Consider the following 15,514-nt stretch of genomic DNA (forward strand, 5'->3'; position numbering starts at 1 on the left):
ATTGACTATGCCGTGATCGGCAATTGCACGGTGGCTGTCAGCCCCAGGACCTGCCCATCACGCCCGCGCCGGTTGGCAAGGGTCAAAGTGCCGCCGTGCTGATCGGCAATAGCGCGGGCCAGTGTCAGGCCAAGGCCGGTGCCACCGGTGCCGCTGTTGCGTGATGCTTCGAGCCGGGTGAATGGTTCCATCATCCGGGTGATTTCGGATTCGGGGATGCCAGGGCCGTCATCCTCGATCCGCAGCATGGCCATCTGGCCTTCGCGGTGCAGCGAAACACGGGCGCGGTGCCCATAACGCATCGCGTTGGACACCAGATTGCGCAGTGCGCGCCGCATCCATGTGGCGCGGACGGGAAGGACGATACGATCCGTCTCGCCCAGTTCCACAGGCTCGCCCATATCTTCAAATTCACCCATCACATCGGCAACCAGCGCGGCAAGTTCCGTCGGCTCGACCGGATCGGACGGACGGCCAACGCGGGCGAGCGAGAGGATATCATCGAGCGAGCGGTTGATGTCCTCAATCGTCGCGGCCATGCGCCTGCGCTCGGTATCGTCCTCCACCGCCTCGATCCGCACGCGCAGCGCTGCCAGCGGTGTTTTCAGATCATGCCCGATGGCACCCAGCATCACGTCCTTTTCATCAAGCATCGCGGCAATGCGGGTTTCCATCGCATTGTGCGCCACAATCAGGCCCTGAATATCCTCTGGGCCTTCAGGCTGCAATTGACCGTCCAGCGTGCGGTTTCCGGCAAAATCCTCCACCCTGCGGGTCAAGGCTTTGAGCGGGCGCGCCATTCGCCGCAAGACCAGGGCCATGGTGCCAACCAGCACCAGATAGAGCACGATGGTTTGGCCTACCAGCGGGGCCAGCACACGCATTTCGCCGCCCTCGGTGAAAACCCGTGTCGATATCCACCCGCCGTTTGGCCGCCGGATCGAGGCGATCACCAGCCGTGGCATCGGCTCTTTTACCACCATCTGGATCTTGCGGCGATTGCGGTTCCAATACTCCATGCTGGGGCGATCCCGGCGGGGATCACGTTCGAACACGACGATTTCTTCCGCCTCTACACCCTGCGCGGTGAGCACTTCGGCCAATTCATGTTCGACCCGCGGCAAGCGCCGTTCGCCTGCCTGTTGCAACGATTGCGCAGATTCTTCCAACCGAAACAGCGGTGGCGGACGGTCTTCGCCGCGCCTGCGCCGCCGTTCTTCGGGGCTTGGTCCGATCAATCGGAATGCCGCACTGCTGACCATCGACACTTCACGGCGATGCGTTTGTTCGCGCCAGATCAGCACCGCCGAAATGGTCTGCGCCACCAACAGGGCCAGCGCGATCGCCAACAGAACCTGCCCTTGCAAGCTGCGCGGCCATAAGCGAATGCCAGCCATGATCGATCAGCCCTCGCTATCGGTAGCAGGGCGTTTGCGCACTTCGGTGGCGAGCATATAGCCCCCGCCCCACACTGTTTGGATCAGTTGCGGATTGCGGCTATCGACCTCAACCTTGCGGCGCAGACGCGATATCTGATTGTCCACCGCGCGATCAAACAGATGCGCCTCGCGGCCTTGCACCATATCGAGCAGGCGGTCACGATCCAGTACCTGCCGGGGATGATCGAGGAAGGCCAGCAGCAGGCGAAATTCCGCTGAGGAAATGGCAACAACAGCGCCATCGCGGTCCAGCAAGCGGCGCTTGAGCGGATCGAGCCGCCAACCTTCGAATTCGTAGATGACCGCGTCTGAGACTTCGCTGGATTGCTTGGTTGCGCGGCGCAGGACCGAACGGATGCGCGCGACCAGTTCGCGCGGATCGAAGGGTTTGACCACGTAATCGTCCGCGCCAATCTCCAGCCCGACTATGCGATCGGTCGATTCGCCCTTGGCCGTGATGAAAATCACCGGCAAGCGCCGCGCTTCTACCAGATGGCGGCATAGCGACAGGCCATCCTCGCCCGGCATCATGATATCAAGCAGAACGAGATCGCAGCCAGCCTCTATCAAACGGCTGCGCGCTTCGGCAGCAGTGCCGGCCTGTGTCACGACAAACCCCTGCCGGACCAGATAGTCCGCCAGGGGTTCGCGCAGCGCGGGTTCGTCATCTACCAGCAATATGCGGATTGGCGCTTCGTTCATCGGTTCAACCTGCCGGAGGCGCGGGCGGAGGTCCATCACCCATTGCACCAGCCGGCCCGCGCATCTTGCCGCGCATCGACTTCATCATGGCGCGGCGCTCTTCAGGGGTGACCTTGCCGTCCTTGTTCGTGTCCATCATGCCGAAGTGCATCTTCACCCCGGCATCATATTCAGTGCGAGCAACCGTGCCGTCCTTGTTGGTATCGGCCATGGCCATCATGCGCATGCCGCCGCCCATCATGCCGTGATGGCCCATGCGGCCCTTACCCCGGCCTTTCCAGCCTTCGCGTTTGCCGTCCGCATCTTCGGCCATCTTGTCCGGCCCCTTCATCGCGCTGTGATGCGTCATGAATTCAGCCTGGCTGATCGAACCGTTCTTGTCGGCATCAATCTTGGCAAAGCGTTCGGCCATCTTGGCTTCGCGATCCCGCTTGTCGACCTTGCCGTCCTTGTTGGCATCCATCTTGGCCCACATGGCGTCAGCCTTTGTCTTGGCTTCGGCCCAAGTGACAGTCTTGTCGCCATCTGCGTCCATCTTCTGGGCAAAGGCGGGCGTTGCGGAATAGAGCGCGAGCGTGGCTGTGGCTGTGACCGCTGCCGCTGCTGCAATGTTGAACTTTTTCATGTTTGTGCTCCGTGAGCGAGAAAGGGTCAGGAACCGCAGCAACCCATCGGCAAGGAGGGGGAGGGAAGCTTGCCTTGGGCTTGTGGCCCCGGGGGATTGAGGCGGGTTGCCGCAGTTCCTGTAAAACCTGTCTAGGCGCACGTTGTCGCGGGACTATGCCGCGGTGGCGGGTTTATTGTCGCAATTTGTCGCGATCGATCCATGTTGTTCATTTGGCAGCAAGCGGGGCGCATGCCGCATCAAGCCAGCTTGCGTCATCGCCTTCGAGCTGAGGTGCGAGCACAGCATGCACTTGTGCGTGATATGCGTTGAGCCAGTTCAATTCCTCGCCCGAGAGCAGCGCCACATCCACCAGATCGCGGTCAATGGGGGCGAAGGTCAGCGTTTCAAAGCCGTAGAACTCACCCTCCGCGCCCGCAATATTGCGCTGTTCCACCAGCACCAGATTTTCGATGCGGATGCCATATGCGCCCGCTTTGTAATAGCCAGGTTCGTTGGACAGGATCATGCCAGGCAGCAGTTCCTGCCCGGTACCCGCCTGCCCGCCTGCCGCCTTGGAAATGCGTTGAGGCCCTTCGTGGACGGACAGGAAGCTGCCCACGCCGTGGCCGGTGCCATGTGCGTAATCCATCCCCGCCGCCCACAGGAACTGGCGGGCAAAGCTATCAAGCTGGCTGCCAGCCGTGCCTTCGGGGAAGACCGCGCGGGCCAGCGCGATGTGGCCTTTCAGCACGCGGGTGAAGCGGTCCTTGATTTCGGCGGGCGGCGCATCCGGGCCGATCCAAACGGTGCGGGTGATATCGGTCGTGCCATCCAGATACTGCCCGCCCGAATCGACGAGATAGACGCTGTTTGGCTCCAGCGTGCGGCTGGTTTCCTCGCTCACGCGGTAATGTACCACGGCCCCGTTCGGCCCCGCGCCGGAGATTGTATCGAACGACAGATCACGAAGCAGCCCGGTTTGCGCGCGGAAGGCCTGAAGGCGGTCTGCCGCCGAAAGCTCGGTCACGGTGCCTTGGGGGGCCTCCACCGCAATCCAGCGCAGGAAGCGCGCAATCGCTGCACCATCGCGCGCTTGCGCCGCGCGGTGTCCGGCCTGTTCAACCGGGTTCTTGATCGCCTTGGGCAGGACCACCGGATCGGTTACCGCCACAACTTGCGCTCCTGCTCCCTCAAGCGCATGGAAGATCGCGGCCACCGCGCGTTCGGGATCGACCGCCACCTTGCGACCCTGCAATGCATGAAGCGCAGGCACAAAGGCTTCGCGCGGCTGCACCCGCACCGCATTGCCCAGATGCGTGATCAGTTCAGGCGTCACCTTATCGGGCGCGATGAACAGGTCGGCAGTGCCATCAGCATGGGCCAGCACGAACGACAGCGCCACCGGCGTGCGATCCACATCGCTCCCGCGAATGTTGAGCAGCCACGCCACCGAATCCAACGCCGAAATCACCGCCGCATCCAGCCCGCGCGCACCGAGCCATTCGGCCACTTCAGCGCGCTTTTCATGCGCAGATTTTCCGGCGTGTGCATCGGCATGGGGCACGGCGGGGGCCAACGAGGGTGCGGGCTGATCGTCCCACACGGCATCCACCGGATTTGTGGCAACCGGCACAAGCGATGCGGCGCGCGGTTCGAGCGCCTGCGCTACGCCTTCAGCCCAGCCCTTGGCATGAAGCCATGCGTCATAGCCGATCTTTGCCCCTTGCGGAGCATGTTCAGCCAGCCACGCCGCCACGCTGGTCTGCGGCACGGATTCGTACGACCACAGCCGCCCATCCACCTGATCGCGCACCTGCAGGGTATATCGCCCGTCCACGAACATCGCCGCCTTGTCAGCCAGCACCACCGCGGTGCCTGCTGAGCCTCCAAACCCGGTCAGCCATTCCAGCCGCTGGGCATAGGCGCCCACATATTCGCTCATATGTTCATCGGAAATCGGGATGACAAAGCCATCAAGGCCATCGGCTGCCAGTTGCTTGCGCAAGGCATCGAGGCGGGCTTCATTTGTCTGCATCAGCATGAGTTATCGTCCTGAAAGGGCACGCCCGGCTTGCGGGCATCATGCAGCCAACATAGATGCAGAGTATGACCATTGCCACACCTCCTGTCGCCGCCAAGCAGCCCCACACATTTTCGCATCACGGCCTGACCGTGACTGACGATTATGCCTGGCTGCGCGATCCCGGTTATCCCGAGGTGACCGACGAGGCCGTGCTCGCGCACCTCGAAGCGGAAAACGCCTGGTTCGAGAGCCGCATGGGCGAACACAAGCCGGTGATCGATGCGCTGTTCACCGAAATGCGCGGGCGGATCAAGGAAGCCGACAAGTCCGTGCCGCAGAAGGACGGCGATTTCCTTTACTGGATCGAGTTCGAGGAAGGCGCAGAATACAAGAAGTGGTGGCGCAGGCCCGTTGGCGCGCTCGATGATGGCAGCGCGGACGAGCTGATTCTGGATGAAGTGGCCTTGGCAGCTGGCAAGGATTACTTCCGGTTAGGCGCGATTGCCGTTTCGAAGGACGGCGCGAAGCTGGCTTGGTCAGTGGACGACAATGGCTCCGAACGCTTCACCGCGCGGATCAAGGTCATCGCTACCGGCGAAGTCCTGCCCGACGAAATCCCCGGCACGCTTTCGGGCCTGATCTGGGTGAAGAACGACACCGGGTTGGTCTATTCGCTGGCCAACGAGAACTGGCGGACCGACAATGCGCGCCTGCACTGGATCGGCCAGCCGCTGGAAAGTGATGTGGAACTCTACCACGAGGATGACGAGGGTTTCCGCGTCGGCGCAGGGCTATCGGCCAATGAACAGTGGCTGGTCATTTCTACAGGCGATCATGAAACCGGCGAAGTGCGGCTGGTTCCGGCCGACGATCCGCTGGCAGCGCCGCTGCTGGTGAAAGCGCGGCAGAAGGGCGTGGAATATGATGTTGATGTGCGGGACGACACGCTCTTTATCCACACCAACGACACGCACGAGAACTTCCGCCTTGCCACCGCGCCGCTGTCCAAGCCCGGCGAGTGGACCACGCTGATCGAAGGGACTGACGAATTCTACCTGACCGGGTTCGATCTGTTCCGCGATTTCTATGTGGTCGAAGGCCGCGTGCGCGGATTGGATCGGATCGAGGTGCGGTATTACGACGATCCTTCGCGCATTGAGCCGATCGCATTTCCCGAAGCCAGCTATGAAGCCTCGCTGGGCGACAATCCCGAATGGGACATGAGCGTGCTGCGCGTCGGTTACGAATCGATGGTCAGCCCCGCATCGTCTTATGACTACGACGTTGCCACGCGCAGCCTGACGCTGCTCAAGGTGCAGGAAATCCCGAGCGGCTACGACGCCTCGCTCTATGACACGGCGCGGCTGGAGATTGCCGCGCGCGATGGTACGATGGTGCCCGTCAGCGTGGTCTGGCGCAAGGACCGTGCGCCCGGTGGGCCGCTGCATCTTTATGGCTATGGCGCCTATGGCATTGCCATCGGGCCGGGCTTCTCAACCACGCGGTTGAGCCTTGTGGATCGCGGCTTTGCCTATGCCATTGCGCACATCCGCGGCGGCGATGATCTGGGCCGCGCGTGGTACAAGGCGGGCAAGCTGGAGGCGCGGACCAACACGTTCAACGATTTCGTCGATGTTGCCAAAGGGCTGATTGAGCGCGGCTTTACCCAGGCGGGCAAGATCAGCATTTCCGGCGGATCGGCGGGCGGCGAATTGATGGGCGCAGTGATCAATTCCGACCCGGATCTGTGGGGCGCAGTCGTGGCGCATGTGCCTTTCGTCGACGTGCTGAATACCATGCTTGATGAAGACCTGCCGTTGACGCCCGGCGAATGGCCCGAATGGGGCAATCCGATTGAAGACAAAGCGGCGTTTGAGCTGATCCAGTCTTATTCGCCTTACGAGCAGATCAAACCGCAAAGCTATCCGCCGCTAATGGTAACAGCAGGCCTTAACGATCCTCGCGTGACTTACTGGGAGCCTGCCAAGTGGGTGGCGAAGCTGCGCGAGGTCAAGACAGACGGCAACGAACTGATCCTCAAAACCAACATGGGTGCTGGCCACGGCGGCAAATCCGGCCGGTTTGAAAGCCTGAAAGAAACAGCCGAGGAGTTTGCCTTTATCCTGTGGCAATTGGGCGTGCCAGCTTGAGCAATCGCCACGTCATTACCTTCACCGCAGGCCCCGAGCACATCGACGAACTGGGCCATGTCAACAATGCGGTGTGGGTGAACTGGATTCAGGATATCGCCACCGCACACTGGTCGGCGGTGGCGTCGTCAGAACACCAAGACGCCTATGTCTGGGTCGTGACGCGGCATGAGATCGACTATCGCGGCAACATTGTGGCGGGCGAAAACGTCACCGCTGAAACCTTCATTCCCGAACCGCCCACCGGCGCGCGGTTTGATCGGCGGGTGGATTTCCGCAATGCTGCGGGCAAAGTCATTGTCAGCGCAAAGACCACCTGGGCGATTATCGACCGCACCTCGGGCCGCATCCTGCGCGTGCCCAAGGACGTGGCCGCGCCGTTCCTGCCCTAGATAGACCCAACGCTGCGCCACCACACCGCTCACCCTGAGCCTGTCGAAGGGTGCCTGCGCAACGCTGGAACAGCATGCGTCGACAAGCTCAGCATGAGCGGATTTTGGAAAACGTGAGTCAAATTTGGGCAGGTTGCCTCAGAGGGCTCGCGCCAGGACGGGTTGGAACCCGGTCACTTTCTCGCGCATCGTGCGGTTGCGGCCAAGGCGCTTGGCCTCGTAAAGCAACTGATCGCAGCGGGCATAGAGCGATACGAAATCGATCTGCAAATTGCCGCGAGTATCGTGTTCCACCAAGCCCATGCTGGCCGTGACGATGCGCTCAAGCCCCGGCACTTCGGCGGCGATCCGCGTGGTGATAGCCCGGCGGCAGCGTTCGGCGCGCGCGGGGGCATCGTGGCCGCGCAGCAGCAGCAGGAATTCCTCACCGCCCATGCGAATGGCCCGCGTATCGCGATCATCGGCCAGCGCATGGGCCACCGCGCACAGCACCATATCACCGGTGGCATGGCCGTGCGTATCGTTGACCACCTTGAAATGATCGAGATCGAGCACGGCCATTGTGCGGAAGCCGCGCCGGAACAGTTCTTCGAAATGCGTTTCGATAGTGCGCCGATTGCGCAGCCCCGTGAGGGGATCACGGTCAGCCATGCCTTCCAGTTCAATGGCCCGCGCGGTGGCCTTGTCACGCTCGTGGCGCACTTCGACAAACCGGCTGACGATCCCCAAGGCGGTCACGAGCACTTCAAAGGCCAGCGCCAACTGATAGGGCAGGATGGCTTCGGTCGGGTGAAACGAAGGGACGACATAGGCTGAAATACGCCACACGCCGATGGCCATCAGCGGCGTCCAGCCGACGATCTGGAATTTCACCGCTCGGCTGCCCTTGAAATAGGCATTGGCCATCATCAAAGCCAGCACCACTATGGCCAGCCCCACGGCCAAATGCATGGTCAGCGATGACCATGGCCGCACTGCCTCTGATGGAATGCTGCTGAAAAGGCCAGCCAGACCAACAACTGGCCCCAGCGCCTTGGCCAACCGGCGCAAACGCGGATCAAGACTATCGCTCTCGATAAAGTTCGCGGCAAACAGCAGCGCGGCCCAGCACATCACGGTAAAGGCAATGTTCGATGCCTGCCATTCCCATCGCATATCCACAGGGGTTGCCAGATGGAAGAACCCGGTCGCAAAAGTCGCCTGAACCAGCATGGCCGACACCATCACCAGGTGCCAGATCACATACCGTTCGGGCAGGACCGAATAGAACGCCGTATTGATGAGCAATGGCACCAGCAACATGCCGCAAATCGCACCCATCGCCACGATCATCTGCAGCGTCCAGCCGCTGCCTTCGACAAACGGATCGAGCCGCATTTCGCTCAGCGTGGTTTTGCCCCAAGGCCGGACGACGCGTACGGCAATCTGTGCCGTATCCGATGTGACGTCGGACAAGGGGATCGTCATGAAAGGGCCTGTTGCCAGATGGCGGACATCCCCGGGCCAGTGCGATGTCCATACTCCCCTGCCCTGGCGATCAATCACGCCAACATCGATCCGTTCGAAGTTGCCGGTGTGTGTTGAAATGCTTTGCGGAAGCAGCCGATCACCGCTGGCAGGCAGATCAAAACGGATCAGCACTGCTTCGGTTTGCAGGGACCAGCCTTCACCCTGACAGTGCCAACGGTCCGGTTGTGCGGCCACATCGCGAAAGGCTTCACGGGTTTTGGCTTCGGCATGACACATGCGCTCTGCCGGCACACTGCCCGCAACAGCGGGGGCTGCTGCAAGGCCAAGCGACAGCAGCAGGCAGTAAGCCAGAAATCGGGCGATGACACCGGACATTCAGCCGGAATAGCGTCACAAACTTATAACGGCGTTAATGGCCCAGTCAGCCAAATGGCGTGGAGCGTTGTTTCAAAAGGGCAAAACCTCTGGCAGGATCAACCCTCACGCACGCTTTTCCCAGTGAGCATCACAACACATTGCCGTCCTTGTCCCGATAAATCTCGCGCCGCCCGACATGGTTTGCCGGTCCCACCAGACCATCGGCTTCCATCCGTTCGATCCATTTGGACGCGGTGTTGTATCCCACGCCCATTTGCCGCTGGATCCAGCTTGCGCTGGCCTTCTGGCTTTCGAACACGAGCTGGCACACCTGCCGGTACTTGCGATCCTCGGGGTTGTCCGATGCGCTGTCGATATCGTCAAAGCCGAAGCCGCCGTCTTCGGGCTCTTCGGTGACCGAATCGACATAGTCCGGGCTGCCCTGGCTGCGCCAATGATCGGCAACCTTTTCAACCTCTTCGTCGCTGACGAACGGGCCGTGGACGCGCTTGATCGGGTCGGTGTTGGGCTTATAGAGCATGTCGCCCTTGCCCAGCAGCTGTTCGGCCCCCTGCTCGCCCAAAATGGTGCGGCTGTCGATCCGGCTGGTCACGGCAAAGCTGATGCGCGTGGGCAAATTGGCCTTGATCACGCCGGTGATCACGTCAACCGACGGGCGCTGCGTGGCCATGATCAGGTGGATACCCGCCGCGCGGCTCTTTTGCGACAGGCGCTGGATCAGGACTTCGATTTCCTTGCCCACCGTCACCATCAGGTCGGCCAGTTCGTCGACGATAACCACGATCTGCGGCAGCACTTCGTAATCGAGCTGCTGTTCTTCGAACAGTTCCTCACCCGAATCGGGATCGAAGCCCACCTGGATGCGGCGGCCCAAGGGCTTGCCCTTGGCCTGCGCCGCCCGCACCTTGTCATTGAAGCCCGAGATGTTGCGCACGCCGACGGAGGACATTTGCCGATAGCGGCGCTCCATCTCTTCTACCGCCCATTTCAGGGCCCGCACTGCTTTGGATGGTTCGGTCACCACGGGTGAAAGCAGGTGCGGGATATCATCGTAGGATTTGAGTTCGAGCACCTTGGGATCGACAAGGATCAAGCGGCACTGAGCGGGCGTCAAACGGTACAGAAGCGACAGCAGGATGCAGTTGAGCCCCACCGACTTGCCCGAACCGGTGGTGCCCGCCACCAGCAAGTGTGGCATGGTGGCAAGATCGGCGACAATGGGTTCGCCCGAGATGTCCTTGCCCAAGATGATCGGCAGCAAGGCCTTGGAGCTGGCGAATTTTTCACACGCAATCAGCTCGCGGAAAGACACCATGTCGCGGATGGCATTGGGCAGTTCGATGCCCATCACTGTGCGCCCCGGAATGGCCGAGACGCGCGCGGAAATCGCGCTCATGTTGCGGGCGATATCATCGGCGAGGCCGATCACGCGGCTGGCCTTGATGCCGGGCGCGGGTTCCAGTTCATACATCGTGACCACCGGCCCGGTGCGCACGGCGGTGATCTCACCCTTCACGTTGAAATCATCGAGCACATTTTCAAGCAGGCGGGCGTTGCGCTCCAGCGCCAGCTTGTCGACCTTCTGAGTCGATCCGGCGGCTGCCTCTACCAGCAATTCGATCGAGGGCAGTTCGTACTTGTCGAACAGATCGCCCTGCCGCGCCTTGGCCGGGGCGGCTGCGACAATCTGCGCGCGGGTGGAATCGCTGATCTCGGTCGGCTTGCGCTGCGCCAGCGCATCGTCAACGTCGATCTCCTCTGCGGCGGCGCGCGCCTCCTTTTCGCGCCGGTCACGCTTGACCACAGGAGCGGGCGGCGCGTCCTCGTGGACCAGGCGGTTGCTGCGCGGGGCGCGGCGCAGGAACGGTGGGAGCGAGAGCATGCGGCCCCAGTCAAACGCAAAGATCCGGCTGGCAATCGCCATGCCACCTGCCAAGGCGGCCAGCCCAACCGGGACCGTAAACCACAGTTGCGAAACCTGCGGCACCAGACTGGCCACCCCCACAATCCCGGCAGCGCCCAGCAGCCCGGCCATACCACCGGGGCCTGCGGGCAACCGGCTTGCCGCCCCTGCCCCCCACAGCGACAGCGCAAGGCCCAACAGCGCCATGGCCACGAACAGCAGCAGCGTGGGCCGCCACCAGCGCGGTTCGGGGACGAAGTCCTCGTCCTCTTCAAAATCAATCAGATCGCCTTCACCATCCCATAGCCGCCGCGCAAAGACCCACAGCAGCGGGAGCAGCAGCACCCCGGGCAGGCCAAAGAACAAGAGCACGCGCTCTGCCGCCCAGGCCCCTGCAAGGCCCATCCAGTTTTCTACCGGACTGCCCGATGCGGTGCTGCCCGAAGGGTCGGTCTGGGTGTAGCTGACCAACGCAAGCGCAAGGAACAGCATGGCCCCTGCCAGCACTGCGCCGCCGATCAGTTCGAAGCTGCGGCGCACCGAACGGCGCAGCACGGCGCGCCAATCAGCGCTGCTCGTGCGTGCGGAAGGTCCTGCCCGGCTGGCCATGGTTATGCGTGTCCCCGTTCGTGGTCAGGGCTATAATGCGCCCGATGGGGACTCACCGTCAAGAATCCTTGCGGAAAATAACGGGAACATGGCTTTTGGGCGCTCAAGCCAATCCGTCGATCGCCGCCCATCCTGCTACAGGGTCTGCCGAAGACAATCGCGCCGCGCGCTGGCGGGTCATGCCGCCCAGTGCGATCACTGGCAGCGGTGATTGCCGCGCCAGCATCAGAAACCGCAGCGGCCCCAGCGCTCTACCTCCCGGATGGGAGCGGGTGGCAAAGACCGGCGACAATAGCACCGCATCGGCCCCGGCCCGCGCGGCCATGGCAATCTCGCGCAGCGAATGCGCGGTGGCCACCCGCAAGCCAGCCCGGCCCGCCAATTCCCGAGCCGAGCCATATACGCCGTCACAATGCCAGCTTGCCGGAACCCGCGCGCCGATGACCGACACGCCGTTGGCCCGAGCCAAAGCGGCCAAGCGACGGAAACGCCTTAGCCTCGCAGCATCGGGCAGGTGATAATGACGGAACACCAGTGCACTGCCGTACGGCAGACGCCGTATCGCCTGTTCCAGCCCGGTGTCATTGCGCGCATCGGTCAGGAGCAGGCACTGCGGCACCACCTGCCCTCTGATGCTCTGGCGCTTTCTCATGCCCGCGCTATAGCACCCCGCCATGGAACAGGCAGTCCCTTCATCATCGCTTGAACAGTCCCCTTTGCAACAGGTTCAGGCCCGCATCGCCAAAGCCGCCAGCATCGCCGGGCGCAAGGCCGAGAGCGTGACGCTGGTTGCGGTATCGAAGACCAAACCCGCCGAGGCGATCCTTGCACTGATCGCGCAAGGACAGCGCGTGTTCGGCGAAAACCGCGTTCAGGAAGCGCAGGCCAAGTGGCCCGATATTCGCGCTGCCCATCCCGATGTGGCCCTGCACCTTGTTGGGCAACTCCAGTCGAACAAGGCCGAAGATGCCATTGCACTGTTCGATTGCATCCATTCGCTTGACCGCGCGAGTCTGGTGGCCGCACTGGGCAAGGCGCAAGACCGGTTGGGGCGCAAAGTGCCGTGCTTCGTGCAGGTCAATATCGGCGCAGAAGAGCAAAAGGGTGGTTGCGCCTTGGCCGAACTGCCCGCGCTGCTAGAGCAGGCCCGGAGCGCCGGGATCGAAGTCATCGGCCTGATGTGCGTGCCGCCTGCAGACATCGAATCCGCGCCGTTCTTTTCGCTGCTGGACAAGCTGGCCGATGACAATGGCCTGCCCTGCCTGTCGATGGGCATGAGTGGCGACTTTGAAGTGGCTGTGCAATTAGGTGCCACGCATGTGCGCGTGGGCTCTGCCCTGTTCGGCGAACGCTGATCGCATTGCCCAAGACGGCGGGCAGAAGCATCGCGCTTCTCCCCGCCGTCTTGTTCGGTGATGTTGCCGATCAGAAGTTGGCGTTGATTTCCACCCCGAGCACCCGGCCCCGGGCAAGCGGCGAGAACGTGCCGACCGCCGGATTTTCGCTGAACGGCCGGTTGACGCCGGTGGACAGCGGCCCGCCGAACACCGGGATCTGCGCCGCACCGCTGCCGATCTGCGTATCCCCGCCGTGCTGCACCTGATCGAGCAGGTTACGGCCATAGATCGTGAAGGTCAGCCCGCCGGTATTGTAGCTGATCGAGGCATCGAGATTGTCAGCCGAGGCGATCCAGCCGAAATTGTTGTCGGTATAGGCAAATCGATCACGGAACTGCCAATTGGCGCGTGCCATGATGCTCGAGTCCTTTCCGGTAGCAAAATCGAGCACAGCACCTGCACCGTACGTCCACTTGGGCAAGCGCGGCAGCGCCAGCCTGCGGTCCGCATCGTTGACCACACCATCGCTGGAAAGATCGAACAGCACCTTGCGATAGCGTCCGTTGATATAGCCGAAATTGGCGGTCAGCAGCAGGTTTTTGTTCACCGCAAAGCGGCCTTCGCCTTCGATGCCATCGATGCGCGCATCGGCAGTGTTGAAGATCGATTGCGCCACGCCCGCTGCAGAACCTTCGTTCACTTCACGCTGCATGTTGCCGACATCGGTGCGGAAGGCGGCAAGGTTCAGCGTCAGCTTGCGATCGGGGCTGCGGTATTTCACGCCTAGTTCGTAACTGTCGACCTGCTCTTCATCAAAGGCATATTGCGGGTTGGCACCGCCGACGCCTGCCAGCAGTTCAAATGCGCGGGCATTGGTGATGCGGAAGTTGTAGCCGCCCGAACGGAAACCGCGTGACCAGCTGCCATAGACTTGCGCATCGGGGTTAAAGCGATACTGGAAGCCGACCTTGGGGCTCCAGTTTTCCCACGCCCGATTATCCGTAAATCCGTTGTTTTCAGCCGGAGATGGCGCGACCACTGTGGTGTTTACGCCCGAAGTCGCACATGTTGCTGCGATCACCGAGCACGCCGCGCGTGGCCGGATATAGGTGACGGCTGCATCCTTGGTCTCGCGAGACCAGCGCAGGCCTGCGGTCAGCGTCAACTTTTCGGTTACGTCATAATCGCCGGACGCAAACAGGCCGAGCACTTCGTGGTCCTGCCGTCCGCCACCAATCTGCGTGCCAAGAGGGCTGATGAAACTGGGGAAGCGGCGGATTTCGTCATAGCCCAGGTCCTGCTGGAACCAGAAGCCACCGGTCGTGAAGTCAAGATTGCCCATGCGCACGTTGTAGCGCAGTTCGTTCGAATACTGGCGCTGGTTGAACTCGGTTTCCGAATGGAAACGGAACACTGGCAAAGAATCGATATCGCCGCTGGTGGCCGATTGGAAATCGCGGAAGCCGAAGATATTGGTCAGCAGTCCATCACCAATGTCGATCTCGGTCTTGTGCGTGGCGAACCATGATTCGTTGCGATAGAAACCGCGATTGTCGACCGAAAAGTCAAACGTATCACGCTTGAATCTCCCCCGGTTCTGGCCGGCAGGGCCATCGCCATCGCTGGTGAAGTATTCCACTTTTGCCACCATGCGGACCGTTTCGGTCGGCAGGAATTCCAGCGCGCCGCGCACGATCTCGGTCTCGGCCTTGCCGAAATCGCTATTGTCGAACAGATTGCGGAAATAGCCCTGATCGTTGTTTACGTAGCCGCCCAGTTTGAAGTTCAGCTTGCCTTCGATCAGCGGACCGGAAATCACGGCTTGCGCGGCAAAGTTGCCTGAACCACGCCCGGAATCGACCGGGCCTTCATAAAACACCCGGAAATTGCCCCGGAAGTCTGATGTCGGATCACCCGTGTTGATCAAAACCGCACCGCCTGTGGTGTTGCGGCCATAGAGAATACCCTGAGGTCCGCGCGCCACTTCGATCGAACCAAGGTCGAACACGTCGAACACAAGGCCAGCATTCACACCGATGTACACGCCGTCGATGAACACGCCGACGGTGGGGTCGATCGACGGGATCGAGCTGTTGACGCCGAGGCCGCGGATCGAGAAGTTGGCCGTGCCGCGCGAAGTGCCGACCTGATCGAGCGAGACGTTCGGCGCGCTGAAGGTCAGCGTCTGCAGATCGCGCACCTGCAAGGCTTGCAAAGTATCTGCGTTGAACGCCGTGATAGCCATCGGTACGGCCTGGACGTTCTCGACGTCCTTTTTCTTGTTAGCCGTCACGATGATATCGGCATTGAGCATGTCGATCGATGACACCTGCTCATCCGCCTGCGCCACCTCTTGCGCATGCACATTGCCCGCCAGCAGTGCAATCACGCTCAAACCACACGCAAAACTCGCTCGTGCGGCCATTTTGACGTTCTTAGGCATTCACAGCTCCCGTTTGTTTTATGGGACTGTAAATGAACCACGCAGAGCGAGTTTCAACTCA

General features: G+C 61.6%; 11 protein-coding genes. 3 read left to right on the plus strand and 8 right to left on the minus strand.

Annotated elements, in window-relative coordinates:
- Window positions 1-5: 5 nt before the first annotated feature.
- From AC2A1F_RS08010 to AC2A1F_RS08025, 4 genes are all read right to left on the minus strand, one after another.
- The gene (locus AC2A1F_RS08010) at window positions 6-1,349 is read right to left on the minus strand and encodes a sensor histidine kinase (protein ID WP_484208258.1); all 1,344 of its coding nucleotides are present in this window, start codon (window positions 1,347-1,349) and stop codon (window positions 6-8) included.
- A gap of 54 nt (window positions 1,350-1,403) precedes the next feature.
- Window positions 1,404-2,141 carry a response regulator gene (locus AC2A1F_RS08015; RefSeq protein ID WP_484208259.1) on the minus strand — a complete coding sequence of 246 codons (738 nt, stop codon included), beginning with the start codon at window positions 2,139-2,141 and terminating at the stop codon, window positions 1,404-1,406.
- Between the two features lie 4 nt (window positions 2,142-2,145).
- Window positions 2,146-2,766: an EF-hand domain-containing protein gene (locus tag AC2A1F_RS08020; protein ID WP_484208260.1), complete on the minus strand. Its 621-nt coding sequence runs from the start codon at window positions 2,764-2,766 to the stop codon at window positions 2,146-2,148.
- A 208-nt stretch (window positions 2,767-2,974) separates the two neighbouring features.
- On the minus strand, window positions 2,975-4,783 hold the full coding sequence (locus AC2A1F_RS08025; RefSeq protein WP_484208994.1) for an aminopeptidase P family protein: 1,809 nt from the start codon (window positions 4,781-4,783) through the stop codon (window positions 2,975-2,977).
- Window positions 4,784-4,845: 62 nt separating this feature from the next.
- On the opposite strand from AC2A1F_RS08025, the gene AC2A1F_RS08030 reads away from it, so the two are divergent.
- Window positions 4,846-6,921, plus strand: a complete 2,076-nt coding sequence (locus tag AC2A1F_RS08030; RefSeq protein WP_484208261.1) for a S9 family peptidase — start codon at window positions 4,846-4,848, stop codon at window positions 6,919-6,921.
- Entirely contained in the window at window positions 6,918-7,313 is a 396-nt protein-coding gene (locus AC2A1F_RS08035; RefSeq protein WP_484208262.1) for an acyl-CoA thioesterase, read from the plus strand. Before AC2A1F_RS08030 ends, AC2A1F_RS08035 begins: the two co-directional genes overlap by 4 nt.
- A 138-nt stretch (window positions 7,314-7,451) precedes the next feature.
- Here AC2A1F_RS08035 and AC2A1F_RS08040 read toward each other — a convergent pair whose 3' ends face one another.
- The 3 genes from AC2A1F_RS08040 to AC2A1F_RS08050 all read right to left on the minus strand — a co-directional run bounded on the left by AC2A1F_RS08040 (window position 7,452) and on the right by AC2A1F_RS08050 (window position 12,325).
- Window positions 7,452-9,158, minus strand: a complete 1,707-nt coding sequence (locus AC2A1F_RS08040; RefSeq protein ID WP_484208263.1) for a sensor domain-containing diguanylate cyclase — start codon at window positions 9,156-9,158, stop codon at window positions 7,452-7,454.
- A 130-nt stretch (window positions 9,159-9,288) separates the two neighbouring features.
- A complete protein-coding gene (locus AC2A1F_RS08045; protein ID WP_484208264.1) occupies window positions 9,289-11,673 on the minus strand; it encodes an FtsK/SpoIIIE family DNA translocase in 2,385 nt (794 codons plus the stop codon).
- A gap of 103 nt (window positions 11,674-11,776) precedes the next feature.
- Window positions 11,777-12,325 (minus strand): thiamine phosphate synthase, encoded by a 549-nt coding sequence (locus AC2A1F_RS08050; RefSeq protein ID WP_484208265.1) that lies wholly within the window; start codon window positions 12,323-12,325, stop codon window positions 11,777-11,779.
- A gap of 22 nt (window positions 12,326-12,347) precedes the next feature.
- On the opposite strand from AC2A1F_RS08050, the gene AC2A1F_RS08055 reads away from it, so the two are divergent.
- Entirely contained in the window at window positions 12,348-13,028 is a 681-nt protein-coding gene (locus AC2A1F_RS08055; protein WP_484208266.1) for a YggS family pyridoxal phosphate-dependent enzyme, read from the plus strand.
- Between the two features lie 70 nt (window positions 13,029-13,098).
- Here the strand turns inward: AC2A1F_RS08055 and AC2A1F_RS08060 are convergent, their stop codons facing one another.
- On the minus strand, window positions 13,099-15,453 hold the full coding sequence (locus AC2A1F_RS08060; RefSeq protein WP_484208267.1) for a TonB-dependent receptor: 2,355 nt from the start codon (window positions 15,451-15,453) through the stop codon (window positions 13,099-13,101).
- Window positions 15,454-15,514 lie beyond the last annotated feature (61 nt).

It is taken from the genome of Novosphingobium sp. HNCC26BN242, from assembly GCF_057180525.1.

Bases quoted from the DNA above. Each gene is read 5' to 3' on its own strand.
- AC2A1F_RS08015 (WP_484208259.1), bottom strand. From the start codon at position 2,141: ATGAACGAAGCGCCAATCCGCATATTGCTGGTAGATGACGAACCCGCG.
- AC2A1F_RS08020 (WP_484208260.1), bottom strand. From the start codon at position 2,766: ATGAAAAAGTTCAACATTGCAGCAGCGGCAGCGGTCACAGCCACAGCC.
- AC2A1F_RS08025 (WP_484208994.1), bottom strand. From the start codon at position 4,783: ATGCAGACAAATGAAGCCCGCCTCGATGCCTTGCGCAAGCAACTGGCA.
- AC2A1F_RS08030 (WP_484208261.1), top strand. From the start codon at position 4,846: ATGCAGAGTATGACCATTGCCACACCTCCTGTCGCCGCCAAGCAGCCC.
- AC2A1F_RS08040 (WP_484208263.1), bottom strand. From the start codon at position 9,158: ATGTCCGGTGTCATCGCCCGATTTCTGGCTTACTGCCTGCTGCTGTCG.
- AC2A1F_RS08045 (WP_484208264.1), bottom strand. From the start codon at position 11,673: ATGGCCAGCCGGGCAGGACCTTCCGCACGCACGAGCAGCGCTGATTGG.
- AC2A1F_RS08050 (WP_484208265.1), bottom strand. From the start codon at position 12,325: ATGAGAAAGCGCCAGAGCATCAGAGGGCAGGTGGTGCCGCAGTGCCTG.
- AC2A1F_RS08055 (WP_484208266.1), top strand. From the start codon at position 12,348: ATGGAACAGGCAGTCCCTTCATCATCGCTTGAACAGTCCCCTTTGCAA.
- AC2A1F_RS08060 (WP_484208267.1), bottom strand. From the start codon at position 15,453: ATGCCTAAGAACGTCAAAATGGCCGCACGAGCGAGTTTTGCGTGTGGT.